The sequence below is a fragment of the Dyella silvae genome, assembly GCF_026421305.1.
Taxonomy (GTDB): Bacteria; Pseudomonadota; Gammaproteobacteria; order Xanthomonadales; family Rhodanobacteraceae; genus Dyella; species Dyella silvae.
The window spans coordinates 1-26,073 of sequence record NZ_JAPJBQ010000003.1 but is presented as its reverse complement, the minus strand read 5'-3'; the positions used below and the strand labels follow the sequence as shown (position 1 = coordinate 26,073).

26 protein-coding genes are annotated in these 26,073 nt (G+C 63.5%); all 26 read right to left on the bottom strand.

Features of this window, described 5'->3' with window-relative positions:
- Window positions 1–263: 263 nt before the first annotated feature.
- A complete protein-coding gene (locus tag OQE56_RS08525; RefSeq protein ID WP_267223472.1) occupies window positions 264–551 on the bottom strand; it encodes a hypothetical protein in 288 nt (95 codons plus the stop codon).
- A gap of 419 nt (window positions 552–970) precedes the next feature.
- Window positions 971–2,209, bottom strand: a complete 1,239-nt coding sequence (locus tag OQE56_RS08520) for a flagellar hook-length control protein FliK (protein ID WP_267223470.1) — start codon at window positions 2,207–2,209, stop codon at window positions 971–973.
- A 37-nt stretch (window positions 2,210–2,246) separates the two neighbouring features.
- A complete protein-coding gene (gene fliJ / locus OQE56_RS08515; RefSeq protein ID WP_267223468.1) occupies window positions 2,247–2,681 on the bottom strand; it encodes a flagellar export protein FliJ in 435 nt (144 codons plus the stop codon).
- A complete protein-coding gene (fliI, locus tag OQE56_RS08510; RefSeq protein ID WP_267223466.1) occupies window positions 2,678–4,042 on the bottom strand; it encodes a flagellar protein export ATPase FliI in 1,365 nt (454 codons plus the stop codon). Before fliI ends, fliJ begins: the two co-directional genes overlap by 4 nt.
- Complete coding sequence (locus tag OQE56_RS08505) at window positions 4,039–4,689, bottom strand: flagellar assembly protein FliH (RefSeq protein WP_267223465.1); 651 nt, start codon at window positions 4,687–4,689, stop codon at window positions 4,039–4,041. The genes fliI and OQE56_RS08505 overlap by 4 nt, the downstream gene beginning before the upstream one ends.
- The gene (gene fliG / locus OQE56_RS08500; RefSeq protein ID WP_267223463.1) at window positions 4,686–5,696 is read right to left on the bottom strand and encodes a flagellar motor switch protein FliG; all 1,011 of its coding nucleotides are present in this window, start codon (window positions 5,694–5,696) and stop codon (window positions 4,686–4,688) included. Before fliG ends, OQE56_RS08505 begins: the two co-directional genes overlap by 4 nt.
- 255 nt (window positions 5,697–5,951) lie before the next feature.
- Window positions 5,952–7,661, bottom strand: coding sequence for a flagellar basal-body MS-ring/collar protein FliF (gene fliF / locus OQE56_RS08495; RefSeq protein ID WP_267223461.1), 1,710 nt, complete (start codon window positions 7,659–7,661; stop codon window positions 5,952–5,954).
- A 48-nt stretch (window positions 7,662–7,709) separates the two neighbouring features.
- Window positions 7,710–8,033 (bottom strand): flagellar hook-basal body complex protein FliE, encoded by a 324-nt coding sequence (fliE, locus tag OQE56_RS08490; RefSeq protein ID WP_267223459.1) that lies wholly within the window; start codon window positions 8,031–8,033, stop codon window positions 7,710–7,712.
- Window positions 8,034–8,184: 151 nt separating this feature from the next.
- The gene (locus OQE56_RS08485) at window positions 8,185–9,636 is read right to left on the bottom strand and encodes a sigma-54 dependent transcriptional regulator (RefSeq protein WP_267223456.1); all 1,452 of its coding nucleotides are present in this window, start codon (window positions 9,634–9,636) and stop codon (window positions 8,185–8,187) included.
- Between the two features lie 340 nt (window positions 9,637–9,976).
- Window positions 9,977–10,534 (bottom strand): PilZ domain-containing protein, encoded by a 558-nt coding sequence (locus OQE56_RS08480; RefSeq protein ID WP_267223454.1) that lies wholly within the window; start codon window positions 10,532–10,534, stop codon window positions 9,977–9,979.
- A 75-nt stretch (window positions 10,535–10,609) separates the two neighbouring features.
- A complete protein-coding gene (locus tag OQE56_RS08475) occupies window positions 10,610–10,894 on the bottom strand; it encodes a flagellar protein FliT (protein ID WP_267223452.1) in 285 nt (94 codons plus the stop codon).
- Between the two features lie 11 nt (window positions 10,895–10,905).
- The gene (gene fliS / locus OQE56_RS08470) at window positions 10,906–11,337 is read right to left on the bottom strand and encodes a flagellar export chaperone FliS (RefSeq protein ID WP_267223450.1); all 432 of its coding nucleotides are present in this window, start codon (window positions 11,335–11,337) and stop codon (window positions 10,906–10,908) included.
- A 14-nt stretch (window positions 11,338–11,351) separates the two neighbouring features.
- Entirely contained in the window at window positions 11,352–12,860 is a 1,509-nt protein-coding gene (gene fliD / locus OQE56_RS08465; protein WP_267223447.1) for a flagellar filament capping protein FliD, read from the bottom strand.
- A gap of 193 nt (window positions 12,861–13,053) precedes the next feature.
- The gene (locus tag OQE56_RS20080; RefSeq protein ID WP_323748570.1) at window positions 13,054–14,457 is read right to left on the bottom strand and encodes a flagellin N-terminal helical domain-containing protein; all 1,404 of its coding nucleotides are present in this window, start codon (window positions 14,455–14,457) and stop codon (window positions 13,054–13,056) included.
- Between the two features lie 350 nt (window positions 14,458–14,807).
- Window positions 14,808–16,034 carry a flagellar hook-associated protein FlgL gene (gene flgL, locus OQE56_RS08450; RefSeq protein ID WP_267223445.1) on the bottom strand — a complete coding sequence of 409 codons (1,227 nt, stop codon included), beginning with the start codon at window positions 16,032–16,034 and terminating at the stop codon, window positions 14,808–14,810.
- 7 nt (window positions 16,035–16,041) lie between these two features.
- Window positions 16,042–17,916: a flagellar hook-associated protein FlgK gene (flgK, locus tag OQE56_RS08445; RefSeq protein ID WP_267223443.1), complete on the bottom strand. Its 1,875-nt coding sequence runs from the start codon at window positions 17,914–17,916 to the stop codon at window positions 16,042–16,044.
- 18 nt (window positions 17,917–17,934) lie between these two features.
- Window positions 17,935–18,891, bottom strand: coding sequence for a flagellar assembly peptidoglycan hydrolase FlgJ (gene flgJ, locus OQE56_RS08440; protein WP_267223441.1), 957 nt, complete (start codon window positions 18,889–18,891; stop codon window positions 17,935–17,937).
- Entirely contained in the window at window positions 18,891–19,976 is a 1,086-nt protein-coding gene (locus OQE56_RS08435; RefSeq protein ID WP_267224330.1) for a flagellar basal body P-ring protein FlgI, read from the bottom strand. The genes flgJ and OQE56_RS08435 overlap by 1 nt, the downstream gene beginning before the upstream one ends.
- 62 nt (window positions 19,977–20,038) lie before the next feature.
- A complete protein-coding gene (flgH, locus tag OQE56_RS08430; RefSeq protein WP_267224329.1) occupies window positions 20,039–20,722 on the bottom strand; it encodes a flagellar basal body L-ring protein FlgH in 684 nt (227 codons plus the stop codon).
- 8 nt (window positions 20,723–20,730) lie between these two features.
- Complete coding sequence (gene flgG / locus OQE56_RS08425; RefSeq protein ID WP_267223440.1) at window positions 20,731–21,516, bottom strand: flagellar basal-body rod protein FlgG; 786 nt, start codon at window positions 21,514–21,516, stop codon at window positions 20,731–20,733.
- 20 nt (window positions 21,517–21,536) lie between these two features.
- Window positions 21,537–22,277: a flagellar basal-body rod protein FlgF gene (gene flgF, locus OQE56_RS08420; protein ID WP_267223438.1), complete on the bottom strand. Its 741-nt coding sequence runs from the start codon at window positions 22,275–22,277 to the stop codon at window positions 21,537–21,539.
- Window positions 22,278–22,286: 9 nt separating this feature from the next.
- Window positions 22,287–23,504 (bottom strand): flagellar hook protein FlgE, encoded by a 1,218-nt coding sequence (flgE, locus tag OQE56_RS08415; RefSeq protein ID WP_267223436.1) that lies wholly within the window; start codon window positions 23,502–23,504, stop codon window positions 22,287–22,289.
- A gap of 36 nt (window positions 23,505–23,540) precedes the next feature.
- A complete protein-coding gene (locus OQE56_RS08410) occupies window positions 23,541–24,212 on the bottom strand; it encodes a flagellar hook assembly protein FlgD (protein ID WP_267223434.1) in 672 nt (223 codons plus the stop codon).
- Between the two features lie 16 nt (window positions 24,213–24,228).
- Window positions 24,229–24,657, bottom strand: a complete 429-nt coding sequence (flgC, locus tag OQE56_RS08405) for a flagellar basal body rod protein FlgC (protein ID WP_267223432.1) — start codon at window positions 24,655–24,657, stop codon at window positions 24,229–24,231.
- Entirely contained in the window at window positions 24,657–25,058 is a 402-nt protein-coding gene (gene flgB, locus OQE56_RS08400; protein ID WP_267223429.1) for a flagellar basal body rod protein FlgB, read from the bottom strand. Before flgB ends, flgC begins: the two co-directional genes overlap by 1 nt.
- A 715-nt stretch (window positions 25,059–25,773) precedes the next feature.
- A partial coding sequence (locus OQE56_RS08395; RefSeq protein ID WP_267223428.1) for a hypothetical protein occupies window positions 25,774–26,073 on the bottom strand: 300 nt, incomplete at its 5' end.

Sequence of the window (26,073 nt, the reverse complement as noted above, 5' to 3'; positions counted from 1 at the left end):
CGGGTCACTTTTCTTTGCTTGCTCAAAGAAAAGTAACCAAAAGAAAGAGCACCCCGCTTGGCGCTTGCCGGGCTGATAGCCCGGCAAGTCCGTGAGGGTTGGCCGGGCTTTTCGACAGGGCCTCCTGCCCTGACGAAAAGGGATCGGCATCCATGCCGATCCCCCTGCGGGCCTGATCGTCCAACCCTCACCGCCGCACAGGGGCCCCTCAGATCAACAGCACACGGCTCGTGCAGCTTCGCTGCACATCGCATCGCCTTGCATCAATCGGCTTTTTCTGTGGTCGCGCACAAGTGCGCTCCTACACGGAAACCATGGGCACGGAGAAACCACGGGCGCTGCTTCTGGCGCGCGTCGCGCGCCGCTTTGGCTTTGGCTTTGGCTTTGGCTTTGGCTTTGGCTTTGGCTTTGGCTTTGGCTTTGGCTTTGGCTTTGGCTTTGGCTTTGGCTTTGGCTTTGGCTTTGGCTTTGGCTCTGGCTTTCGCTCTTGACCTCCGGGCCCCTATGACGCGGCGGGCGGGTGGAGGATCAGCCCGCAGGGTGGCCGGCATGGATGCCGGCCAGTTTTTCGTCAGGGCAGGAGGCCCTGTCGAAAAACCCCGTAACCCGCCCGCGAACCTTCCGGGCTTCGCCCGGAAGGCGCGCCATCGGGGTGGCCTTTCTCTTGGTTACTTCTCTTTGGCCACGCAAAGAGAAGTGACCCGGACCGCGGCAGCGGTTCGGAAGCCCGCCGCAGGCGAGCCAGGTCGCCGCACCGTCCATAAGAGCGAAAGTCACTGGATGACCAGCCTTCGGCTGTTGTGAAGCGCTTCCAGCTTCCGCTGGGATGACGGTGAGGGGAATGAGCGCTACCGCGAGCACCCGCCCCTCACCCCAACCCTCTCCCCGGAGGGGAGAGGGAGCTAAGAGCGTGAATGCCTCAGCCCTACCAAACACACCACAAACTCAGCGCTCTCGCGAAAAAAAACCATCACACAAACATATCCACCAACCCCACCGCCTTCACCACCGGTGCCACCGCCGACACCAGCTCACCCACACCTTCGACCAAACCACCCTCACCCTGCGAAGCCGCGTTCGAGCCGCCAGCCTGCGCCGAACCATTCCCACCACTCCCCTGCCCCACCTGCGCCTGCCCCAGCGAAAGCCCGTGATGCGCAAGCATCGAATCAAGCTGGCTCAGCGTCTGCTGCACGGCATGCACTGCCTGCGGGTGTTGCGCGATGAAGCTCACGTCGACGTGGTCCTGCTTCACGCTGACCTTGACGTTGAGCTCACCCAGGTCTTCGGGATGCAGGCGAATGCGCGCTTCCTTGATGTCCTGGCCACCCAGCCAGGCCACCTGCTGCCCGAGCTCCTGACTGAACGCCGGTGTGCCTACCGTGGATTGCATCGTCAACGCATGCGGGGCCGGTGTAGCCGGCACCATATTCGGTGCCTGCTGCGGCACAACCGGAGTCGCCACGGCGCGCAGCGCGTCGAGTGGATCGTTGTGGTCGTTCTGGCTTGAGCCGGTCAGCGCCTGGACGGCGGCTGTCACGGAAGCATCCGACGTCGTGCCGCGTGTACTCGCGGTTGTGTCGGTATCGGCAACATCGGCGTCGCCATCATCGCCCTGTGACGAGATCGAAAGGGTCTTGTCCTTGATGCCATCCAGCGTCTTGGAGAAGTTGCTGGCGGGCTGCGGAGCGGTCGACGCACCGCTCTGTGTGCCGGTCAGTGCCGCCGTGTCGGTGGGCGCGATAACAGGCATGACGGATGACGTCGGCAAACCGGCCATCGTCGCTGCACCTGTGGCGGCGATGGTGGCCGTGGAAGCAGCGTCCCCATCGCTTTGTGCGGTTGAGGCTGCGGGTGCGGCGGATGGCGCGGCAGACGCCGGCATGCTTTGCCCCAGCAAGGCGAGCATGGCTGCGGCAGCCCCGGCGGCCTCCGCTTGCGTTTGCTTGTCGTCGGCGCCCTTACCGTTACTGGTGCTTTGTACGTCGCTCTGCACACTGCTTTGAGCACCGTTCTGCGCGGCCGGCTGCGAGGCCTTCGGTGATGCGGCGGGCGCGGGCGCCGACTGCCGGGCGAGTTGTTGGCGGGCCTGCTGCAACGGCTGTTTGAAATCGGTGCGTGGGCTGCCAGTAGCGCTATGGGCAGCCATGTTGTTGGCCGGCACACTCGCGGGCGCCGCGTTCACCGGCAGGGCAACGGGAGCGGTCATAGGCTCATCTCCTGGCTTACATCGTTCGTTGATTTCGTCACGAGAGGCCTCGCATCGGTCGCCGGTATTGCATGCGTTCGTCGATTTCGGCCTGCTCGCGGCGTTCTTCGCTCTTGCGTTCCTGTTCGCGGTAGCGGCCGATCACGCTGCCGAGTGCCTGCTCGCGTGCGTGGGCGTCGCGCCACTGACCGCGTACGTGTTCGAGTTGACGCTGCTGTCGCGTCACTTCATTGATCTGCTGCGCAATCACCTGATCGATGCGCTCGACAAACTGGCGGCGGTTGAGCAAGGCGCTCACGCTCACGCCGCCCTGCGTATCGGCATACTCCTCCCGATAACGCCGCAGCTCGGTGAGTTGTTGCTCGGCCTTGGCCAGCCGCTGCTGTTGCTCGGCCAGCCGCTGCATGGCGGATTCCTGGCGTTCACGCGCCAGATCAGCGGCGGGTTGCAGACGGTTCGCACGAGAGGTCACGGCGAGCCTCCGGCGGTCAGCGTTTCGAGCGAGCCGATGGCGTCGGCCAACGTGGTGGGCGCGTCGACTTCCTGCTGCAGGAAATCGCGCAGACGCGGCCACATGGCGATGGCGTGATCCACCTGCGGATCGGATCCTTTCTGGTAAGCACCCACCGCAATCAGGTCACGCTGTTGGCGATAAGCCGAATAGACCTGGCGGAAGCGCTGCGCGGAACGCAGGTGATCGCGTGTCACCACGGCGGGCATCACGCGGCTGATCGAGGCTTCGATGTCGATCGCGGGATAGTGGCCCGCCTCGGCAAGGTCGCGCGACAGCACGATATGGCCGTCGAGAATGGCGCGCGATGCGTCCGCGATGGGATCGTGGCGGTAATCGTCGCCTTCGGTAAGCACGGTGTAGAACGCGGTAATCGAGCCACGGCCTTCGGCATCGTTACCCGCGCGCTCGACCAGGGCCGGCAGCATGGCGAAAACCGACGGCGGATAGCCCTTGGTCGCTGGCGGCTCACCGATGGCCAGGGCGATTTCTCGCTGCGCTTGCGCGTAACGGGTGATGGAATCCATCAGCAGCAGCACGCGTTGCCCGCGATCGCGGAACCACTCGGCAATGGCCGTAGCGTACTGCGCGCCACGCAGGCGCTTGAGCGGCGGCGCGTCGGCAGGTGCGGCAACGATGACTGCGCGTGCACGCCCCTCCGGGCCGAGCGTGTGTTCGACGAACTCTTTCACTTCGCGGCCGCGCTCGCCGATCAGCCCCACCACCACCACGTCGGCGTCGGTGTAACGGGTCATCATGCCAAGCAGGGTCGATTTACCGACACCCGAGCCGGCGAACAGTCCCAGGCGCTGGCCACGGCCCACACTGAGCAGTGCGTTGATCGCGCGAACGCCGGTATCGAGCGGCGTATCGATGGGTTTACGCGCCATCGGGTTGATCGGCTCGCGCTTGAGCTGCGCGTGTTCATCGACGTCGAGCGGGCCCATGCCGTCCAACGGCACGCCGTCGGCGCCGATCACCCGCCCCAGCAGCGCCATGCCTACCGGCAAGCCGCTGGTGTGTGCACAGGGGCGCACGCGTGCGTTGGGCAGCACGCCGTGCATTTCCGTGACCGGCATCAGCAACAGGCGCTCGTCGGCAAAGCCGACCACTTCGGTATCCAGTTCGTTGCCGTCGGCCGTGCTGACCATGCAGCGCGCACCCAACGGCGCTTCGCAGCCTTCGGCTTCCAGGGTGAGGCCGACCACGCGGCGCAGGCGGCCTTCGACCGTGAGCGTGCGCGTGGCAACGGCGCGCTGGCGGCGGCGTGCCAACCGTTCCTGCCACAGCGCGACGCGCGAATGGCCGGAGGGGGCGTTCATCCGCGCACCTCGTCGGCTTCGGCGTCCATGGTTTCGATGTCGTCACCGAGCACGGCATCCACCACGGCGGCAAGGCGTGTTTCCACGCGTGCATCCAAACGCGAACGCTCGCTTTCCAGCATGCAGTCGCCGCGCTGCAGCGTGGCATCGGGGAACAGCTGCCAGTTCGACTCTGTCATGTCGAGGGAACGCAGCAATGACAAGTCGTCGGGATGCAGGCGCACGCGCAGGTGGCTGGTAGCCGATGGCAATGCCAACGCGGCCTGCCGCACGGCCTCTACTACCAGGTCTGGCGTCACACGCAATTCGTGGGCGATGACCTGACGCGCTACGGTCATCGCCAGGCGCGCCAGTTCGAGTTCCACCAGCTCGTCCATCGTCCGCAATGGGCGTGCGGCGGATGCCAACAGTTCATCAAGCCGCGACGCGCGTTCGTTGATCAGATCACGCGCCGCTGCCAAGCCTTCGGCATGACCCGCCGCATAACCTTCTTCGCGGGCCTGTTGTTCCAGCGCCTCGAGATCGCGCACCGTCGGTTGCGCAATCGTCTCGACAGGCTCCGGCTCCCGCGCCACGGGCTCGCCCACTTCCGGCAATGCCCAGCGCTCGAAGGCCAGCGGGTTGTTCCGATTCAGGACGGCGTTCATGCCACCAGCTCGTCACCGGTGCCGGAAAGGTTGATCGCCCCCGAATCAGCCAGCTTGCGCGCGATGCCCAGCACTTCCTTCTGCGCCGCGTCGACTTCGCTGAGGCGAACCGGTCCGGATACTTCCAGGTCGTCGCGCAGCATATCGGCGGCACGCTTGGACATGTTGCCGAAGATCTTCTCGCGCACGCCCGGCTCGGCGCCCTTGAGCGCAGTGACGAGGCGTGCCGTCGGCACTTCGCGCAGCAGGGTCTGCATGCTGCGGTCGTCCAGTTCGGCAAGGTCTTCGAACACGAACATGAGTTCTTCGATGCGTCCGCTGAGGCTGGCGTCGTGGGTACGTATCGCCGTCATCAGTTCGTTTTCGCGACTGGATTCCATCGCATTGAGAATGTTGGCCGCTGCCTTGAGGCCACCTACGCTCGCTGACTTGAGCTTCTTGGTATTGCCCGAGAACTGGCGCTCCATGATTTCGTCCAGCTCGTTGAGCGCGTGCGGTTGCACGCCATCGAGCGTGGCGATGCGCATCACCGCGTCGCTGCGCGTGCGCGGCGGCAGGTAGCCAATGACTTCGGCGGCCTGATCCGGCTCGAGATGAGCCAGTACCAGCGCGATGATCTGCGGATGCTCCTGGCCAATCATTTCGGCGATGGCGCGGCTCTCCATCCACTTCAGCGATTCCAGGCCCTTACTGGTGCGGCCGAGCAGGATGCGGTCGATGAGGCCGCCTGCCTTGCTCTCGCCCAGTGCGTTGACCAGGATCTTGCGGATGTATTCCTCGGTGCCGACGCCCAGCGAGGTATGACGACCCATGTCTTCGTTGAGGCGGCTCAACACCTGCTCCACCTGCTCGCGCGACACATTGGTGAGACTGGCCATGGCCGAGCCCACGGCCTGCACGTCGCGCGCGCTGAGATGCTTGAGCACCTCGGCGGCATCCTGCTCACCCAGGGTGAGCAGCAGAATGGCCGCGCGCTGGGCGCCGCCGAGTTGCATGTCTGCCTTCATGTTAGGGCCTGTTGACACTGTGCGCGTGGCTCGCGCCGGGAGCTGTTTGCCCGCCAGACGAGGAAGAACGAGGGAATGTATGTCGATACATGACTGAGTGATGACGCGGGATGGCGGGCAAACAGACCCGGCCCGAAGGGTTGCGTTGCCGTATCCGGTGAGTGCGCTGCATTCGCGCGCACGAGTTGCCCTTGGCGTATCGGCCCTGCGGCGTCAATCCGCAGGCCATCGTCCGTGACGGGCATGCAGAAATGATCAGCCGCCATCCTCGCCCACCCAGCTTCGAACCACCTGCGCTACTTGCTTGGGGTTCTCGTTGACCATCCGGCGCGCGATACCGATGCGCTGCTCATAGGCAAGCTGCTGCGGTACGCCGCCCAGGCGAACCAGTTCATCTCCTTCGTCGTCGTCATCCACGCGCACCGAAATGGTCGGTATGGACGCGCCATCTGGCGTGGCCACCGCCAGGCCGGTACCCGGCACGGGTGCGCGGCTGAGCCCACGCAACAAGGGGCGCAGCAGACCGAAGGCCACCAGCAGTGCAACCAGAATGCCCGCGCCCTGCTTGATCAGATCCAGCATGCCCGGCCGCTCCCAGAACGGTTGCGACGGCGCTGGCGCATCACTGCCGGGGTCCTGATGGAAGGGCTGATTGATCACGCTCACGTTGTCGCCGCGTGCCTCGTTGTAACCCACGGCATTGCGGGCCAGCGTGGTGAGGTGTTCGAGCTCCTGTGGCGTGAATGGCACGCTCTTGGGGCCCTTGTCGCCGGCGACGGATTTGTTATCGACCACCACAGCAACGGTCAGGCGTGCGAGACGCCCGGCGGGGTCGCTCACGTGGCTGATGGTGCGGTCCAGTTCGTAATTGCGTGTGGCACTGCTGGAGTTCTCGCCCGGCGCATTGGATTGCGCCGTGGCATTAGCCGCACCCTTGCCATTCGCTGGCTTGCCCGCATTCGGCTTCGCGGCGGTGGGCTGCGCTACGGTATTCGGCGGCTGGTTGCTCAGCGCACCCGGCACGCCAGCATCGCCGGCCACGCCGGTGCGCTGTTCGCTGCTGGTCTGTTCGCTGCGCAACGCCGGGTGTTCGTGGCCGTAGGTCTCGGTGGCCTTCTCGGTTTCGCTGAAGTCGAGGTCCGCATACACCTGTGCGCGCACCTTGCCCGGGCCGACCAGCGGCGTCAGCAGTTCTTCGATGCGCTGCGCGTACGTGTTCTCGATGCGTGTGGCGAGACGAAGGCGCGTGTCGCCAATCGCACTGGCACTGCCCGGATCGGTGATGGTGAGCAATTGACCCTGCTGATCCACCACCGACACCTGTTTGGGATCGAGATTGGGGACGCTGGATGCCACCAGATGCACGATGGCCGCCACCTGGCTCGCATCGAGCTGACGGCCGGGATAGAGCGTCACCAGCACCGAAGCACTGGCTTCCTTGTTGTCGCGGATAAATGCCGACGGCTTGGGCAATGCCAGGTGCACACGCGCGGCACGTACCGACTGCAGGCCGGCAATGGTGTTGCCGAGATCGGTTTCCAGCATCTGCTGATAGCGCGTGCGCTCAGCGAGGTCGCTCATGCCGAACGGCGAATCGCCGCCCGGTGCCGCTGCGGTCGCCACGCTGCCTTGTGGCAGCCCCTGCGATGCCAGTTTGAGACGAATGGCTGCCAGATCGGACGCCGGCACCATGATCGAGGCACCGTCGGCACCCAGCGTGTACGGCGTATTGGATGCCTGCAGCGCCTGCGTCACGGCGGCAGCGTCTTTCTGTTCCAGGCCGGCATACAGCAGGCCGTAATTGGGTCCGCGCGACCACAGCACCACGGCAACGCCAAGCGCCACAGCGGCAGCCACACCTACCAACAGCAACAACTGCCGTGTGGCCGGTGTACGGGCAAGCTGCTTAAGGTCCAGGCGAGTACCGGTTTTGTCGTCGGTGGTCGCGAGGGCGTTATCGGCCATGGAGGCTGCTCGTGCTCGGGGGACGCGAGAAAGGCATCAACACGCCGGTCAGACCGGCATGTTCATGATGTTGTTGTAGGCATCGACCAGCTTGTTGCGCACCTGGGTCAAGGTATTCAACGAAAGATCGGCCTTGTTGATGGCCACCATCGTGCGGCCAAGATCCGCGCCGGCATCGCCGCGCTCGAAACCGGCAGCAAGCTTGCCCGCATCGGTCTGCGCGTCGGCCACCGACGAAATCGACTGCTTCAACAGGTTGGAGAAATCGGTTTTCACCGGCGTCGCCGCCGTAAATGACTGCTCGGACGGCTTCACCTGTGAAGAGAGCTGACGCATCTGCGACAACAGGTTGCTGACTTCGATTTGGCTCATGACGGAAATCCAACGCGTAGAGAGTTATCGAGGGTGTTACTGCACAACCTGTGCCAGCGTTCGAGGCGTGAGTGAAGAGGGGTGAGAAGAGAGAAGAAGAGCGTCATTGCGCTCTCTCTCGTTCCTCACTTCTCCCAACTCACTCCTGCACTTACGCCTGCAAACTCGGCTGCAACCCGTACTTGCGCAACTTCTCCACCAGCGTGGTGCGCTGCATGCGCAGCAGCTTCGCCGCGTGCGCCACCACACCGCCGGTAACGTCAAGCGCTTGACGGATCAGCCCCACCTCGATGTCGGCCAGGTGATCCTTGAGATCAAGGCCGCCCTCCGGAAGCATCACCAGCGAATCGGTCGGCACCACCACCATCGGCTCACTCATGACGGTGGACTGACCGGTCATCAGCGAAAGCAGGGCCGCACCGCGCACTTCTTCGATCACCTGCTGCCCGCGGTATTTTTCCGGCAGATCGCTCACCCGCACTTCGCTGTGCGGATAAAGAATGGAGAGGCGCTCGACCAGGTTGTACAGCTCACGCACATTGCCCGGCCAGGTATAGCTATGCAGCGCATGCATGGCGCCAGCACTGAAGCGCATGCTGCCAAGACCGCGGCGCGCCAGGCGCTGATTGAATTCCGCCACCAGCTCAGGCAGGTCGTCCAGGTGCTCGCGCAGCGAGGGCATTTCCAGCGGGAACACGCTGAGGCGGTAGAACAGGTCTTCGCGGAACTGGCCATCGGCAATCGCCGCTTCCAGGTTGCGGTGTGTCGCCGCAATGATGCGCACGTCGCAGCGCTGCGTACGGTTGCTACCCACGCGCTCGAACACGCGCTCTTGCAGTACGCGCAGCAGCTTCACCTGCATCGGCAGGCTCATGTCGCCAATTTCGTCCAGAAACAGCGTGCCACCCTCGGCCATTTCAAAACGGCCCTTGCGCGCGCTGATGGCGCCGGTGAAGGCGCCCTTCTCATGGCCGAACAACTCGCTTTCCAGCAGCTCGGCAGGAATCGCGCCGCAGTTGATCGCGACGAACGGCTTGTCCCGGCGCGACGAGCACTCATGAATGCTCCGCGCCACCATCTCCTTGCCGGTACCCGACTCGCCCAGCACGAGCACGCTGGAATCGAACGGGGCAACCTGACGCACCAGCGAGTTCACGCGGGCCATCGGCGCGGAGCTGCCGACCAACCGCACTTCCGAACGGCGGGCGCTCGGCTGCGCCTGCGGGCCACGCAAGGCCTCGGCCAGTTGTTCGTAACGCAGCGGAAACTCCACGATGCCCACGCGGCCAGCGCACGGCGACGCATCGGCGCCCAGTCGCGACATCCATTCGGAATCGGCGGCCAACAGCACCATCGCATGGGCGGCAGCGGCACCGAGTTGGGCGAACTGACGTTCGGCGCCAGCGTCGTCCTGCACGTTGCCCACATAAACCGCGCGCCAGGCGTGAGTGGCTTCGTCCACTACGCCGCAGTCGTCCCCGTGTTGCGGGTGATACCCGAGAAACTCCAGCGCCGACATGATCGATTCGGCCCTGCGGTGATCCGACTCGATCACCAGTACGTCGTACTTGCCCTTCTGCGTCTCTCGTGTGTGCTGCTTCATCGGTAACCCCTGTGAACCTAGATTGCACTGACCGCGCGATGACAATCCGTCGTCATCTGCCCGGTAGGGTTCAGCAAGAAGAAGGCCAGCTCGGCACGAATTTCCGACACGACCTGTCAGGGCCAACTGCCGGAGAGCGTCACCTGTGCACAACATCCCTCGACGTATGTGTGAAGAAGGAGAGCAGGTGACTGAATCCACAGGGGAAAAGCGGCGAAAGAAACGGTGAAAGAAAGTGACCTTGTGCGACACCCAAGCGAGATCTGCGTCAAAGAACTTTCGTGTCAGCTTTTCGTAACGTGATGAAGGTCACATAGTCGTCGCGACCGGGGCCCGCGTATCAAGAAGCGGTCTGGCGCCTTTCTGCCACTTTGCGTCGGTGATGGCGGAACACGAGGCGCTCAAGTGCGTCACACGTCGCGTCATCCAGTGCTTCGAAGGCCACAAAAACGTGATCTCCATCACGCTCTTGCACGCGTCGTGCCGGGATCTCCAGTGGCAATGCCAGGCATCCATCGAAGTGAATTCGCAGCAGGCCGCTCGTCTCAGCGGCGGGCCAGACAGCAGTGGGCAACACGGCACCGATGGCATTGAATTGCACGGGCTGGCGTGACGGCAGCTGGGCGTCACGCTGCAAGAACTGATCGAGCATGGCCATCATGACGTTGAGCTTGCTGTCCAGGCGCACCAATTCCTGCGCCATCGGGCTTTCGTCATCCACCGGCTCGCTGCGCCGTTCGCCGAATACGGCCAGCGTCCCCAGCACGCTGAGATTGCGCTCGCGCATGGCGGCCCGCTGCAAGTCGCCAAACGGCTGCGGCAAGGCGGCCCTGCTTACGTGAAGGCCATCGTCGTAGGTGACGCGTTCGGAAAACGACTGCCATGATGAATCTTGCATGGAATTCCTCGATCGTTCCTGACCGCGCGTGGCGCGATCGCTGAAGGGCGTGAGGATTATGCGCGTGTTCGACGCTCAGTCGTGCCCGGCGTGCAGATAGGCATTGAGCGCACGGTGCCGATGCTGATGCTCGCCCATGGCTTCGCTCAGACGCTCGCGTTGCTGACCCGCCAGTGCGCGGACTTCTTCGGTATGCGCCAGCAGCGTCTTGAACACTGGCAGTGAAGCGGGATCGGTGGTGGCGACGGAGGCCAGCAACGCGCCACGCTCCGCTTCCAGCGCGGCGACCTTGTCCCATTCGCCCTCGCGCGCCGCAGAAAGCATGCGGCTGCTGACTTCGAGAAGGGTCTCGTGCGCCACTCGGTTCACCATCAGGCGGCGGCGCTCGACGCGCTGCCCTGCCCTGAAAGATAAGACTCACGGATCTGGCGCCAGGCGTCGCGAACCGGCGTGATCAGGTCGACGGCCTCATCGATGGCATGTTCATCATCATTGAGTTGCGCATGCAGCAGGCGGCGGCTCACATAGTCGTACAGCGCATCGAGCCGGCCAGCCAGCTCGCCACCGGCGTCGTGATCGAGACTACCGCGCAGTTCAGCGAGAATGGCCTGCACCTTGCCGAAGTACATGCCCTTGGCCGGCACGTCGCCGCGACGCATGGCGCCGCGCGCTTGATTAATGCGATCGATCATGCCATCGAACAGCATGTTGGTCAGCTGGTGGCGATCGGCTCCCTCGACGCTGCCGCGTGCGCTGGTGTCCTGGTACATCGCACTGCCGTTGCGCATATAGCCGTAGGTCATGTCCGTTACCTGGCTTAATTCTTCGAATTGGAGTTGTTCAGCGCCGCCAGCTGCGTCGTCAGGTAGCTGCTGGTGCTGTTGAGCGTGGACATCAGCGTATCCAGCGCGGTGTATTGCGCCTGCAGTTGCGACTGGTACGTCGACATGCGGGCATTGAGTGCGGTCTGCTGCTGACCGATCTGCGTCAACGTGTTGTTGAGGCTGTTCATGCGCGTGGCGATGGTACCGCTGGCGGACGCGTAGCCGCTGATCGTCTTGTTCAACACCGTGGCATAGCCGTTGGTACCGGTGAAGAGACTCTTCACTGCGCTGGCATTGGACTGGAGGGCCGTCGCAAGCTTGCCGTTGTCCAGGTTCAGCGTGCCATCCGGATTACGGGTAATGCCGAGATTGGCCAGCGTACCGAAGCTGTTGCCCTTCACCGAACCGCTGAGCACCGAATTGATCTGCCGCTGCACCGAGGTCAGCGTGGTGTCGCCCAGTAACACACCGGCATTACCGGTGTTCTTATCGAAGCTGGAGAGCTGCGCGGTGGTGCCGATGTAGCTGTTGTATGCGTCGACGAACCCTTGGATGGCGTTGGTAGCGGCCGTGTTGTCCTGCGCCACGGTCAGCGTGTTGGTGCCGGTGCCGGTGAGGTTGAGCGTGACGCCATCCATCATGCCGGTCACGGTGTTGGACGCGCTGGTGACGGCGATGCCATCCACCGTCAGCTTCGCGTCCTGCGCCTCATTACTGCCAGCCGTGTTGAGCGTGGTGGCGAGTGACGAAAGGCCGCTACTGCTGGTGGCGTCGCTGCTAACCGAAAAGCCGTTGGCCACGCCGGTCTTGCTCGAGCTCAGCATCAACTGCTGGCCATTGACGCCATTGACGATGGTGGCCGTGACGCCCGGGTTGGACGACGAGCTGTTGATGGCACTGGCGATATCCGACAACGTGTTGGTGGCGGATACCGCCACGTTCATCGTGTTCGCGCCCACGGTAATGGCGAGCGTACCCTGCCCCACGGCGGTACCGGTCGCATAGGCCGTGCTTGCGCGCTTCTGCGCCGTCGCCAGCTGGCTCACCGACACGGTATAGGTGCCGGGATGCGCACTGGACATCGTGCTGGTCGAGCCGATACTGCTGCTGCCGGAGGCGGGCGTCAGTGTGGCGTTGAAGCTGTTGAAGGTATTGACCGAGGTCAGCGTTGCCAGCGCGGTCTGGATGCCACTCAGTGCAGAGTTGAGCGACGACAGGCCAGTGAGCAGATTGTTGGTCTGCGTGGTGCGCGTGGTGATCTGCTGCTGCGAGGCAGCCTTACGCGCATTCACCAGCGCGGTAACGATCGCATTGACGTCCAGACCCGAGGCGAGACCAGCCGAGCTGATGGTGGAGCTGCCGGAGCTGCTGCCCGACGACGTCCCGCTGGTGGAGCTGCCGCTCGAAGAGCCCGACGTGCTGCCACCTGAGTTGGTACTCGTACCCAACTGGTTGAGCAAGGAGCTCAGGCTGCTGCCGCTGGTGCTGCTGGTCGTCGTCATTGCGCTGCCTTGTCAGTTTCCCGAAGTGGTTCCGTCGTCGCGGAAGACTCGAGCCCCCGGCAAAACCCTCACGCATGAGGGCTTTGCCGGAAGCTCCCGAAACACCGGGCGGGCTGCACGAAGCAACCCGCCTGGTCGTACTACCGGCCGAGCTGGACGCGACCCGGGAGAGCCGCGTCCTGGCCTGCGTCCGTTACTGCAACAGCTTCAGCACCTGCTGCGGGTTCGAGTTGGCCTGCGCCAGCACCGAGATGCCCGCCTGCTGCAGCACATTGGCCTTGCTGAGGTTGGCCGTCTCAGCCGCGAAGTCAGCGTCGCGGATGGTCGACTGCGAAGCCTGCAGGTTGGTCGTCTGCGCTGCCACCGTCGAGATGGTGGACTGGAAGCGGTTCTGCACCGCACCCAGCTGGGCAGCGAAGTCGCTGACCGTCTTCAGCGCCACGTCGACGCGGGAGATCAGGTCATTGGCCGAGTCCACCGACGTCACGTTGCCAGCGCCCAGCGAACCGCCGGAAGATGCAGCGTTACCTGCCGTGTAGGTCGTGCCCGCGTTCGCGTCCTTGGCATTGGCACCGATGATGTTTGCGCCCGTGTCGGCGATCGTCAGGGCACCCGCGGAGTAGAAGTTGACGCCGTTGCCAGCACCGTTCACCGCGGCGCTGACGCCGGCGATACCCGCTGCGTTGATGGCGTCCGACACGTCCTGCAGGGACTTGGCGTTGCTGAGGTCGATCGAGGTGCCGTTGATGCTGAAGCCTTCACCAGCCAGGCTCGGCAGGCCCGTCAGGCCGCCGACGACACCGGTGGAGGTGGCATTGCCCGCCGCAGCCACCGAGGCCGGCATGCCGAGCGTGGCAGCCTGGGCGCCACCGATGGCCACAGCCGCGCCGCCGGAGTTGCTGATCTTGATTTCGCCGCTCGCCTGGACAGCAGCCGTGACGCCACCACCGCCGGCAGCCGCGATGGCCGTAGCCAACGTGGTGGCGTTGTAGGTACCCGCGGCCACCGAGGTGCCGCCGACGGTCAGGTCGCCAGCCTTCAGGGTAACGGTGCCGATGTCGCCCGAGGTCACTTCGGAAACCTGGCCCATGGCGCTCGACTTCACGCTGGTGCCCAGGCTGACCGAGATGGTCTGACCGACGTTGGCGCCGATCTGGAAGCTCTTGGTCTTCATCGAGCCGTCCAGCACGTTCGAACCGTTGAACGTGGTCTGGTTGGCGATACGGGTGATTTCAGCCAGGCGCTGCTGCACTTCCTGGTCGATCGAGGAACGGTCAGCCGAGGTGTAGGTACCGTTGGCCGACTGCACAGCCAGGTCACGGATGGCCTGCAGGTTGGCGGTGACCTGATCCAGGGCGGAACCGGCGGTCTGCGCCAGGTTGATGGCGTCGCTGGCGTTGGAGCTGGCCTGCTGCAAGCCACCGATCTGCGTGGTGTAGCGCTGCGAAATGGCGAAGCCGGCGGCGTTGTCGGCCGCGCTGTTGATCTTCAGACCCGACGACAGACGCTGCGTGGCCTGGGCCAGGGCGCTCTGCGACTTGGTCAGGTTGTTCTGCGCGTTCAGCGACGAGATGTTGGTGTTAATAGCGAGAGACATGAATTTCTCCTACGTAACCGGTGGCCGGTTGGATTGGCTTTGTTAGTGCCGGCGGCAAGGTCCACTGCGTGGGATGCCATCCGCCTCAGGGAGCTTTTCGGCCTGTAGCGCGATTACTTGAGCCAATCACTCCATTTGGTGACGCGACGCATGTTGCCACGCCAATCAGACCTCTCATCTATCAAAGCCAAGGAGCCCTTCTCGCTCGTCATTCCGGCGCAGGCCGGAATCCAGTACCCGTAGTTGTCGGTTGTAGCGGAAAGCCCATGGACCGCGTATCGCGAAAACCGCACATGGTCGCTACTGGATTCCGGCCTGCGCCGGAATGACGAGCGTTGGATCACGCACTATCACTTCAAATAGTTGAACAAGCTCATCGACTTCATCTGCGCAAAGACCTGCTGCGACGCCTGCAACGCCGTCGACTGCAACGACAGGTTGCTGATCGCGGTATAGGCATCCACGCTCTGCACATCGGACAGCGCCGACTGATAGGTGACGTTGAGATCCTGATACGCGCCCTGCTGCTGCGTGAGCGTATTCAGGCGTCCGCCAATGGAGACCTGCGTGGAACTGATGGCCGCCTGCGTCTGATCGATCGATTCGATCTGGCGGTTCATCGTATTGGTGAAGGTTGTATCGCTGGCGCCACTCTGCAACGTGGAGATCATGTTGCTCAGCGTGGTGAAAATGTCCTGTTGACCACCCGTGCTCACCGACACCGTATCGCCGGTGGCTGGCGTGCCGCTCATGCTGATGGTCATGCCGTTGAAGCTGATGGCCCCGCCATCCTGATAAGTGCCGGTGACGGGGTTGCCGCTGCTGTCGAGCACCGGATTGCCCTTGGCATCGGTGGCTGTCCAGGCACCGGCGGCACCGAAGGTGATGGTGTAGCCGCCACCGCTCGCCGCCTTGGTGCTGTTCCACGCGGCAAGATCGGTCACGCTGTTGCTGCCGACCACGAGGGTACCGGTGTTCGTGTTACCGGCGCTCGCCGTGAACGAGCCGTTGCCGGCAGGAATATTCATGAACAGGCCGGCGCCGGAATCGCTGGTGGCGATCTGCAGCCCGGAACCCACGGCGGCATGTTGCTGACTGCCATTACCCACATAGCTGACCACACCATTCGTGCCCACCTGAAAGGGTGTCGTGGTGGTGCTGGTGCCGGCAAACAGCGCATTGCCGTTACTGTCGGTGGTGTTGGCCAGCTGCACCATCTGATCGCGGATCTGGCTGAGCTGGCTGGCGATACTGGCGCGATCGCTGCTCGACAGCGTGCCGTTTACGGCCTGCAACGCCAGCGTGCGCGCGGTATCGAGCACGCTGTTCGCCGAAGAGAGCGTGCTCACTTCGGTGTTGAGGCGTGTCGTGGCGCTGTCGATATTGCTCGAATACTGCGAGTTGGATGCGATGACGTGATTGAGGCTCACCACCTGGCCAGCGCCAGCGGGATCGTCCGAGGCCACGTTGATGCGCTTGCCGGTGGAAACCTGATTCTGCGTATTCGCCAGCGTGCTCTGCTGATTGAGCATGCTCGAGAGCGATTGCTGATACATCCAACTGGTGGAAAGACGCATGGTTTTTTTATCCGTTGAGCGCGGAGAGCAGGCTGCTGAAGATGGTCTGCGAGGTTGAAATCACCTGCGCCGAGGCTTGATAAGCCTGCTGAAAACGCACCAGGCTGGCAGCCTCTTCGTCGAGATTCACACCGGCCACGCTCTGCTGGGCGGACATCGCCTGGTTGTAGAGCGCGGTCTGCGTGGTGAGGTTGGTCTGCGCCTGACTGCCCACCGTACCGATGGCGGTGGTGAGCGTGCCGTACGCGGCGATGATCGATTGCGAGCCGCCGTTGACCACGCCCTTGTTCGCCAGCCCGGCCAACGACAGCGCATTGCTGGTGTCGTTGAGGCCGTTGCTGTTGATGCCGATGGTGAAGCTGTCGTTCGCGGCAGGCGTGCCCGAAGGCGTCACGCTCCAGCCATTCGCGCTGATGGTCTGCCCCGGCGCATAGGCACCGCTGGACAGCACCGCACCGGTGCTGTCGGTGACCTGATAGGTGCCTGCCGTGGGAAAGCTCAGCTTGGCGTTGTTCAACAACGCGGCATTGGTCGGGTCCTGAACGGTCACCGAGCCGATACTGCCGGTGCCGGTGTTGGCGGCTGCCGCCGTCGAAGTGAGCGCTGCCGCTGCCGCGATGCCACGGGGATCAGTCATGGTCAACGCAAGGCCGGTGGCCGCCTGGCGCGTGGGCTGGATCTGGAAGCTGTCACCCGCCTGCGCGGTACCGGAAAGGCTGAAGGTCATTCCGTCAGCGGAATAGGTGCCGTTGGCATTCGCCGTCATCGCCACGTTCTGGCCGCTGGTGGTCTGCAAGCTCCAGCTGGCGCCGTTGTAGCTCAGCACATAGTCCGACGCGGTGAGCTGCGTGGCGTCGGTGATGCTGGCCGTCACGCCGCCGCTGCCTTTGTTGGCGCTGCTGGCGAGTACCGCCGGCGACGGCACGCTGAACATCGGCCCGCCCTGCTTGCCGTTGAGATCCAGGCCCATCGACTGCTGTTGGTTGACGCTGCTGGCCAGACCCACGGCGGCCTGGCCGAGCTGGTTCTGCACGTTGTCGAGCACATTGCTGCGGTAGTCGAGCAACGCGCCGAGCGTGCCGCCGCTCAGCTTGGAGCTGACGACGGTACCGGTGGTGTCGAGCACTTCGGTGCGCGAGCTGTCATACGCGTTGTTACCGGTCGACAAGGCATACGACTTGTCGCCGCTGACCAAGGCCTGGCCGCTGGTCGTGTAGATGCTGAGGGTGCCGTCCGGCTGTGCATTGGCGGAAACACCGAGATACCCCGACAGCGTCTGCACCATGCTGTCGCGCTGGTCGAGCAGGTCGTTCGGCGGGTTTTTGCCGGCTTCGCGGATCTTGGCGTTGAGGTCCGCAATGCTGGCAGACACGCTGTTGATACTGTTGACCGTACTGCTGATCTGGCTGTTCACCTGCCCTTGCTGCGCCTGCAGTTGCTGGCCCAGCGTATTGAACACGGCAACCATCGAACCGGCGCTGCCCAGCAGCGACTGGCGGCTCGATGCCACGCCCGGCGTGTTGGCGACGGTACTGAAGCCGCCATAGAAACTGTCCAGCGCGCTCTGCAGATTACCGCTGGCGCTGAGCGTGCTGTTGAGCGTGGTCGTGAGGTTGTTGTACGTGGTCGCCCGTTGCACGCCCGAGTTGCTGTTCCACAACGCGTTGGTGAGGAAGTCGCTGTAGGCACGCTGCACGGCCTGCACGTTGACGCCGCTGCCGATGGTGACGTTGCCGCCGGAAGGCGAGATGTTCTCGGTCTGCAGCACCGACTGCCGGCTGTAGCCGGGCGTATTGACGTTGCTGATGTTGTTGCCGACGGTCGACAGCGCCACTTGCGCGGCGTTGAGGCCAGAGGCACCGATGTTGAGCAGGCTAGACATAAGTCATTCCGGGACAGATCACTCGGAGGGATTCGGCCTCTGGCCGACTTTCTTTAGGGCTGCCTGCCCGATAGCGTCGAGTGCGTCACGCATCGCAGGGCTGTTGGCAATCGCCACGATCTTTTGCGCATACGAGGGGTCGGTGGCATAACCGCCATTGACCAGTCCGCGCGCAAAGCCCACCACGTCTTCACCGTGGTTGAGCGCCTTGGCATAGCGGGGGTTGTCCGCAATCAGCTGGGCATAGTCGGCAAACGACTGGCCCGGGTTGTCATACGAGCGGAACTGGGCGTTCCGGCGAACCGGCACGCCATCTTCGAATTCGAGCGTGGGCACGCTGACTTTGGCGCCGCCCCAGCTGCTACCGGCCTTCATGCCGAACAGGTTGTTGCTGGTATCGCCGTTGCCGTGGGTGGGCATGTGCTGCCCCCATTGCGTTTCCAGCGCGGCCTGGGCCAGCACGGCGCGCACCGAGACGCCCAGTTTGTCGGCGGCCTGCTGGGCATATGGCGCGAGCTGGCGCACAAAGTCCTGCGCATCCTCCGGCAACCACTTGAGCACTTTGTCACCGGCCGCGCGCGCTTTGCCCGCCACGGAGCGAAGACGTTGCTGCCAGCTGTCATCGACGCCGGCCAGGTTTGCCTTGTCCGCGCCGCTGGTCGTCGCGCCGCCTAGCTGCCGCATCAGCATCTGCGCAATGCCCAGGCCATTGCCATGTTGCGACAGCTGGATCGACAACTGCTGGTCGAACATGTCGCGCCAGGCGTTGCCCGCCTCGCTGTCAAACAGGCCATCGCCCGAGCTCGCCTCGCGCATCGACTTAAGCATCATCTGCGTAAAGATCGACTCGAACTGCTTGGCCACAGCAGGCAAGGCCGCCTTGGCATCGCTCTGCGCGCTCTGCCGCAACGACTGAAACCCGGACAGATCCGTCCAGGTATTCAGACTGTTGGCGGCATCGCCGGTGATCGCCATCAGATCACCACCAGTTCCGCGTGCAATGCGCCGGCCTGCTTAAGCGCCTGCAGGATGGAAATGAGATCGGTCGGCGACGCGCCCACCTGGTTCACCGCACGCACAATGGTGTCGAGATTGGTGCCCGGACCAAACTTGAACATGTGGGCGCCGTCTTCGCTGACCTGCACGTCGCTCTGCGGCACGACCACCGTCTGGCCGCCGTGGCTGAACGGCATGGGCTGACTCACCTGCGGCGTTTCGGTGATGGTGACCTGGATGGAACCATGCGCCACCGCCGCCGGCGTCACGCGTACTTCCGCACCGATAACCACCGTGCCCGTACGCGAATTGACCACCACGCGCGCCGGCGCATCGCCCGGCGTCACGTCAATGCCCTGGATCGCGCCCATCCACGCCACACGCTGGCTGGGATCGAGCGGACCGCGCACCGCCACCGTGCCGCCATCGACGGCGCTCGCCGTGCCGGCACCGTAGGTGCGATTGACCGCCTCGGCGATGCGGGTGGCCGTGGTGAAGTCGGCCGTGTTGAGGTTGAGCATGAGATCGCCGCCATTGGAGAACGACGAGGCGACCGCGCGTTCGACCGACGCGCCATTGGGCACGCGACCGCTCGCCGAAATATTCACCTGCACGCTGGAGCCGCTCTTGCCCGACGCGCTGATACCACCCACCACCACACTGCCCTGCGCCATGGCGTAGACGTTGCCGTCTGCACCGCGCAGCGGGGTCATCAACAGTTCGCCACCACGGATGCTCTTGGCGTTACCGATCGAGGCCACCGTGACGTCGATGGTCTGACCCGGTTTGGCGAACGGCGGCAATTGCGCCGTCACGGTGACTGCGGCGGCGTTCTTGAGCTGCGGGCGCACGTTGGCCGGCACGGTGATGCCGAACTGCACCAGCATGTTCTCCAGGCTCTGTGTAGTAAACGGTGCCTGCGTGGTCTGGTCGCCGCTGCCATCCAGGCCCACTACCAGGCCATAACCAATCAGCTGGTTGCTGCGCACGCCGCCCACCTGTGCGAGGTCGCGGATCTTGTCGGCATGTACCGGCGCGGGCAGCGTCGCCATAGCCAGCGACATGAAAGCCAACAACAGGCCACCCAACTTGCACGCAAGCAGACGCTGCACGGTCCGGGCGTTCATCAGTACGGCATCCACTTGGAATTGAAGAAGCGCGACAGCCAGCCCTGCGTATTCGCATCGGCCAGCGAACCCTTGCCTGTGTAGCCAATCTGCGCATCGGCGACGCGCGTGGAAGGCACGCTGTTGTCCTGCAGAATGTCCTGCGGACGCACGATGCCGGAGATGCGGATCAACTCCTGCCCTTGATTGATCGTGAGCATCTTTTCGCCGCGCACCAGCAGATTGCCGTTGGACAGACGCTGCGCCACGGTGACGGTGATCGAGCCGTTCAACTGATTGCTCTGGCTGCTGTCGCCTGCGCCATCGAAGCTGCGATCGCCGGTCGTCCCGATGGTCGCGACTTTGCCGCCCACTTTCAGCGTGTGGCCGAGTATGGTCGGCGCACCGATGTTGGTGGTGTCCTTCTTGCTGGTGTTGGTGCTGGCCTTCTTCGACGCCTGCGTGCTCTCCACCAGGGAAATGGTGAGGATGTCGCCCACCCGATGCGCACGCGCGTCGTTGAACAGCTCCATGCCCTGATCGGCCTGGTAGATGGCGCCATCGGACGGCCGCGTCGCGGTTTGCTCCACCGGCATGGTGGCTGCCCACTTGTGATCATCGCGCGGCGCTGGCATGGCGCAACCTGCCAGCGTGGCGATGGCCAGTGCCAGTGCGATTCGGGGAAGCACGCGGAAGGACGCCATGGTCATGCTCACATCTTGTCGGTCAGGTCTTGCAGCATCTGGTCGGTGCTGCTGATCGCCTTGGAGTTCATCTCGTAGGTGCGCTGCGTCTCGATCATGTTGACCATCTCGGCCACCACGTTGACGTTCGACGATTCCAGCGAGCCTTGCAGCAGCGAACCCATGCCATTGAGTGCCGGCTGACCCGTCTGCGGCGCGCCACTGGATGCGGTTTCCACGTAGAGGTTTTGTCCCGTCGGCTGCAGGCCGGAGGGATTGATGAAATCGGCAAGCTGCAAGGTGCCCAGCGTCTGCGGTGCGGCGGACGCCGTGGTGGTGGCCGACACCGTGCCATCACTGCCGATGGTGAGGCTCTGCACGTTCGAGGGCACGGTGATGGCCGGCTCCAGCGGATAGCCCTCCGAGGTCACCAGCTGGCCATTGGGATCGGTGTGCAGCGAACCGTCGCGGGTGTAGGCCACGGTGCCATCGGGCATGCTCACCTGCAGGAAACCGCGGCCCTGGATGGCCACGTCCAGCGAGTTGCCGGTCTGCGTGATGCTGCCCTCGGTGAACAACTTTTCGTTGGCCACCACGCGCACGCCAGTGCCCAGCATCAGGCCCGACGGCGACACCGTCTGCTCGGTGGTCTGCCCGCCGGGCTGGCCCTTGTTCTGGTACATCAGATCCTGAAACGCCGCACGCGAACTCTTGAACGCGGTCGTGTTGGCGTTGGCCAGGTTGTTGGAGATCACGTCCATGCGCGTCTGCTGTGCGTCAAGGCCGGTCTTGGCGATCCACAAGGAAGAAAACATCGGTCACTCCACTAAGAGGTTTAGTTGGCCTGCATCAGCTTGAGGCTGGAATCGGCGTCGTCCTCGGAGGTCTTGATGGACTTCACCTGCATGTCGTACTGGCGCGAAAGCGCGATCATCTTCACCAGCTCGGCCGACGGATTGACGTTGCTGCCTTCGAGTTCGCCGGATGCGATGGTGACGGTGTCGTCCATCGCTGCCGTGCTGCCGTCGGCCATGTGCATCAGGCCGTCGCCGTTCTGCGTCATCTGCGCCACGTCGGGATTGACCAGCTTGATGCGGTCGATCTGCGACACCGAGTTGGGCCCCTGCCCCTGCGGCACCGTGGAGATGGTGCCGTCGGAGCCGACACTGATATCCGTGGCCGGCGGAATGGTGATGGGACCGGAACCGCCCATCACCGGATTGCCACGCGAGTCGGTCAGTGCGCCATCGGCGGTGAGTTGCAGATCGCCTGCACGCGTATACGCTTCTGAACCGTCCGGCGCCTGCACGGCGATAAAACCCGCGCCGCGCACCGAGATATCCAGTGAGCGGCCCGTATTGATCGGCGAACCCTGCCCGCTGCCCTGGCCGATACCCTGCGCCACCGCGTTGATGCGGGCCGCATGGCCGTCGCCCAGCACCGGCACGCTCTGAAACGCGGAGAGCTGACTCTTGAAGCCGACCGTGGAAGCGTTGGCCAGGTTGTGGCTCACCGCTTCCTGGGAACGCATGATCTGCGTTGCCCCGGTCATCGCTACGTAGACGGAACGATCCATGGCGGCTTATCAGCGCGACACAGCGTTAAACAGCGCCGAGGCCAGCGTGTTGTCGGTCGACAACACCTGCGCGTTGGCCTGGTAGTCGCGCTGCGCCTGGATCATGTTCACCAGCTGCGCGGTGGTATCGGCCGTGTTGGAGCTTTCCAGCGCGCCCGACTGCAGCGTGCCGAACTGACCTGAGCTGGCGGTACCCATCACTGCCGGGCCGGAATCCGTGCTGGCACTCCAGGTGGTGTTGCCCATCTGACGCAGGCCCTGCACATTGGCGAAGTTGGCAATCGCCACCTGGCCAATCTGCGTGCTCTGGTTATTGGAGTAGTACGCGGTGACCACGCCCTTGCTGTCGATGTCGATATTCGACAACGTGCCGGCCTCGAAGCCGTTCTGCGCGATGGTGCCGGCGGAGTACGCGGTACCGAACTGCGTGGTGTTGGTGACGTTGAGCGATACCGTCATCGGCGACGAACCGTTGGCCAGGTTCACAGCGCCGAATGCGAGCTGACCATTGGCCGGCGTGGCGAGGTTGCCGTTGGCGTTAAAGGTCATCGCTTGCGTGCCGGCGTTCTGACCGTCGATGAAGAGATTCGCGTTCCAGGTATTGGTACCGGTCTTCACGTAGTAGATCGTGGCCTGGTGCGAACCACCCTGCGAGTCGTACACCGTCACCGGTGCGGCGGCGTTGTAGCTGGTGGAATCGCTGGTACTGAACGGATTGGCCGGCACGCTCGCGCTGGCTGGCAGGTTCGAGGTCATGGTGATCAGCGAGGTCGCGGTGGCGTTACTCTGCGCCGTCACCAGGTTCAGATCCTTCAGCGTGCTGGTGTCGAAGCCACCCACGCCGTTCGGCGGATAGATCTGCAGACGCGAGCCGTCCGGCGTGGTGACGTAACCGCTCGGGTCCTTCTGGAAATCACCGGCGCGCGTGTAATTCACACCGCTGCCGTTGTTGACGGCGAAGAACCCGTTGCCGCTGATGGCGAGATCAAGGCTGTTGTTGGTGGTCTGGATGTCGCCCTGGCTGAACTGCTGCGCCACCTTATCCAGACGCACGCCGCTGCCCACCGCAGTGGAATTGAGATTGAGGCCGGTCACCGCGTAGATGTCGGCAAACTCCGCACGCGAACCCTTGAAGCCGGTGGTGTTGGCGTTGGCGATGTTGTTGGCGATGACGTTGAGATCGGACTGGGCTGCGTTGATGCCGCTGAGCGCCGTATTGAGTGCCATGTTCGGTTCCTCGTGATAGGTGAACGCGTGAAGCGTTTACAGAATTTGTGCCACCTGGTTGAGCGGCACGCCGCCCACGCCCGATACCTGCAAGTAAGTTCCCGTTGAACTACCGCCGTAACCCACACCAGTCACCGTGCCCGCCACATAGGTGTCGAGCGACGTGGTGCCGCTGGTTGCCTTCAACGTGTAATTGCCGCCGGACACCACGTTGCCGTTGTCGTCCTTGCCGTCCCAGCTGAACTGGGCAAGGCCTGCGCTTTGCGCACCCAATGGCATGGTGCGCACGACATTGCCGTTGCCATCAAGCACCTGCACGGTGACGCTGGTGGCTGTTGTGACATTGACCGCGCCACGCATGCTGTCGGTGCCGTCGAAACTCATCGTGTTCGAAGGCACCATCACCTGACGATTGACCAGATTCGACGAACTCAACACCTGCGAGGTCTGCATCGCCGCATTGATATTGCTGCTCAGCGACTGCAGGTCGGTATCCAGCTGCTGCGTCGACGACAGCTGACTGAACTGCGCCATCTGCGAGACGAACTGCGAGTTATCGACGGGATTGGTGGGGTCCTGCGCCTTGAGCTGGGCCGTCATCAGCTTGAGAAAGTCGGCCTGCGTCATGGTGTTGGACAGCGCCGCATTGGCGCTCGACGTACTGGTGTTCGTCGTGGTGTTGTTGCTGGTGCCTGGAATAGTGGACACGTGGTTACCTTCCGGCTTACTTGCCGAGGTCGAGGGTCTTGATCATCAGCTGCTTGGTCGTGTTCATCGCCTCGACGTTGTTCTGATAAGAACGCGAAGCGGAGATCATGTTCACCAGCTCATCGATCGGATTGACGTTGCTGCCATAGACGTAACCGGTGGCATCTGCCATCGGGTTACCCGGTTCGTAACGCGCCTGCACATCGGCCTGGTTTTCAGTAACACCCTTCACCTGCACGCCCACAGCGCTGTCGCCTTCGGCACTCTTGGCGCCACCGAGCGCGCGCTGTACCGCCGCGAACAACGGCTCCTTTGCGCGATAGGCGCCCTCAGGCGTGCTCGACACACTGTCGGCATTGGCGAGGTTGCTGGCCACGGTGTTGAGCCGCAGCGACTGCGCTGCCATGCCCGAACCGGCCACATCAAATATCTTGAACATCGACATCAGCCCTGACCTCCGGTGATGGCGGTGCGCAGCATGTGAATCTGCGCGGTGATAAACGAAAGGCTCGCCTGGTAATGCACGCCGTTGGCGGCGAAGTTCGCCTGTTCCACCTGCGTATCGACGGTGTTGCCGTCCATGGTCGGCAAGCCCGGCGTGCGATACGCGAGCTGATCGGCCGCCTGTGCCTGCGGATTGATCTGGCCTTGCTGCGTGATGGCCATCGGCAGGCTTTCGTTCTGGCCGCTGGCGCTGGACAACGCCTTTTTGAAATCGACATCACGCGCGAGGTAGCCGGGCGTGTCCGCATTCGCCAGATTGCTCGCCAGCACTTCGCTGCGGCGTTGCCACAGATCGAGTGCCTGGGTGTGCAAACCGAACAGGTTGTCGTTGATGGAACTCATCGCTCACTCCTGCGGCGAGGGCCGCGGGATGGGTTTGAGCAATTTGCGTGCCACGGTTTTGCGAGGGGCTCGCAGGGCGCGTGGTTGTTGGGTTTGCGGGGTGTTGGCGGGGCGCCAACGGGGTGGCCTGTCGGTTTTTCGACGCTGGTGGCAGCGGCTTCCTGACGCGGGATAGGGAGTGTGTTTTGTGGCGCTCGGGGCGCACCGGCTTTTTTCTCCCTCTCCCCTCCGGGGAGAGGGTTGGGGTGAGGGGTGGGTGCTCGCGGTAACTTTTCTATTCTCCAGCTTTACGCTTTTGCACTTTTCGACGCGGCCGCGACCGTGCTCGCCTGCGGCGGGCTTCCGACGATCTGCCGATCGCCGGGTCACTTTTCTTTGCTTGCTCAAAGAAAAGTAACCAAAAGAAAGAGCACCCCGCTTGGCGCTTGCCGGGCTGTTAGCCCGGCAAGTCCGTGAGGGTTGGCCGGGCTTTTCGACAGGGCTTCCTGCCCTGACGAAAAGGGATCGGCATCCATGCCGATCCCCCTGCGGGCCTGATCGTCCAACCCTCACCGCCGCACAGGGGCCCCGCAGATCAAAAGCACACGGCTCGTGCCGCTCACGCGGCACATCGCGTCACCATTCGTCTGGCGTTCTTTCTGCAGGAGCGCACTTGTGCGCGACCGCAGCATCACGTCGACACCGCTTCGCAGGCTTGTCGCGCGCAAGTGCGCTCCTACAAGGAGGCCATAAGTACGGGAAAACCACAGGTGTGGCTTCTGGCGCGCGCCGCTTTGGCTTTGGCTTTGGCTTTGGCTTTGGCTTTGGCTTTGGCTTTGGCTTTGGCTTTGGCTTTGGCTTTGGCTTTGGCTTTGGCTTTGGCTTTGGCTTTGGCTTTGGCTTTGGCTTTTGACCTCCGGGCCCCTATGGCGCGGCGGGCGGGTGGAGGAATAGCCCGCAGGGTGGCCGGCATGGATGCCGGCCAGTTTTTCGACAGGACAGGGATGTCCTGTCGAAAAACCCCGTAACCCGCCCG

Excerpts from the sequence above, each read along its gene's own strand:
- OQE56_RS08525 (WP_267223472.1), bottom strand. The coding sequence starts at position 551 with ATGCCGGCCACCCTGCGGGCTGATCCTCCACCCGCCCGCCGCGTCATA.
- OQE56_RS20080 (WP_323748570.1), bottom strand. The coding sequence starts at position 14,457 with ATGTCTCTCGCTATTAACACCAACATCTCGTCGCTGAACGCGCAGAAC.
- flgE (WP_267223436.1), bottom strand. The coding sequence starts at position 23,504 with ATGGCACTCAATACGGCGCTCAGCGGCATCAACGCAGCCCAGTCCGAT.
- flgK (WP_267223443.1), bottom strand. The coding sequence starts at position 17,916 with ATGTCTAGCCTGCTCAACATCGGTGCCTCTGGCCTCAACGCCGCGCAA.
- fliG (WP_267223463.1), bottom strand. The coding sequence starts at position 5,696 with ATGAAGGCAGACATGCAACTCGGCGGCGCCCAGCGCGCGGCCATTCTG.
- OQE56_RS08520 (WP_267223470.1), bottom strand. The coding sequence starts at position 2,209 with ATGACCGCTCCCGTTGCCCTGCCGGTGAACGCGGCGCCCGCGAGTGTG.
- OQE56_RS08505 (WP_267223465.1), bottom strand. The coding sequence starts at position 4,689 with ATGAACGCCGTCCTGAATCGGAACAACCCGCTGGCCTTCGAGCGCTGG.
- flgJ (WP_267223441.1), bottom strand. The coding sequence starts at position 18,891 with ATGGCGATCACCGGCGATGCCGCCAACAGTCTGAATACCTGGACGGAT.
- flgB (WP_267223429.1), bottom strand. The coding sequence starts at position 25,058 with ATGAGTTCCATCAACGACAACCTGTTCGGTTTGCACACCCAGGCACTC.
- OQE56_RS08485 (WP_267223456.1), bottom strand. The coding sequence starts at position 9,636 with ATGAAGCAGCACACACGAGAGACGCAGAAGGGCAAGTACGACGTACTG.
- flgG (WP_267223440.1), bottom strand. The coding sequence starts at position 21,516 with ATGTTTTCTTCCTTGTGGATCGCCAAGACCGGCCTTGACGCACAGCAG.
- OQE56_RS08480 (WP_267223454.1), bottom strand. The coding sequence starts at position 10,534 with ATGCAAGATTCATCATGGCAGTCGTTTTCCGAACGCGTCACCTACGAC.
- flgC (WP_267223432.1), bottom strand. The coding sequence starts at position 24,657 with ATGTCGATGTTCAAGATATTTGATGTGGCCGGTTCGGGCATGGCAGCG.
- OQE56_RS08435 (WP_267224330.1), bottom strand. The coding sequence starts at position 19,976 with ATGTCGCTGGCTATGGCGACGCTGCCCGCGCCGGTACATGCCGACAAG.
- fliE (WP_267223459.1), bottom strand. The coding sequence starts at position 8,033 with ATGAGCCAAATCGAAGTCAGCAACCTGTTGTCGCAGATGCGTCAGCTC.
- flgL (WP_267223445.1), bottom strand. The coding sequence starts at position 16,034 with ATGCGTCTTTCCACCAGTTGGATGTATCAGCAATCGCTCTCGAGCATG.
- fliD (WP_267223447.1), bottom strand. The coding sequence starts at position 12,860 with ATGACGACGACCAGCAGCACCAGCGGCAGCAGCCTGAGCTCCTTGCTC.
- fliS (WP_267223450.1), bottom strand. The coding sequence starts at position 11,337 with ATGACCTACGGCTATATGCGCAACGGCAGTGCGATGTACCAGGACACC.
- fliF (WP_267223461.1), bottom strand. The coding sequence starts at position 7,661 with ATGGCCGATAACGCCCTCGCGACCACCGACGACAAAACCGGTACTCGC.
- fliI (WP_267223466.1), bottom strand. The coding sequence starts at position 4,042 with ATGAACGCCCCCTCCGGCCATTCGCGCGTCGCGCTGTGGCAGGAACGG.
- flgF (WP_267223438.1), bottom strand. The coding sequence starts at position 22,277 with ATGGATCGTTCCGTCTACGTAGCGATGACCGGGGCAACGCAGATCATG.
- flgH (WP_267224329.1), bottom strand. The coding sequence starts at position 20,722 with ATGGCGTCCTTCCGCGTGCTTCCCCGAATCGCACTGGCACTGGCCATC.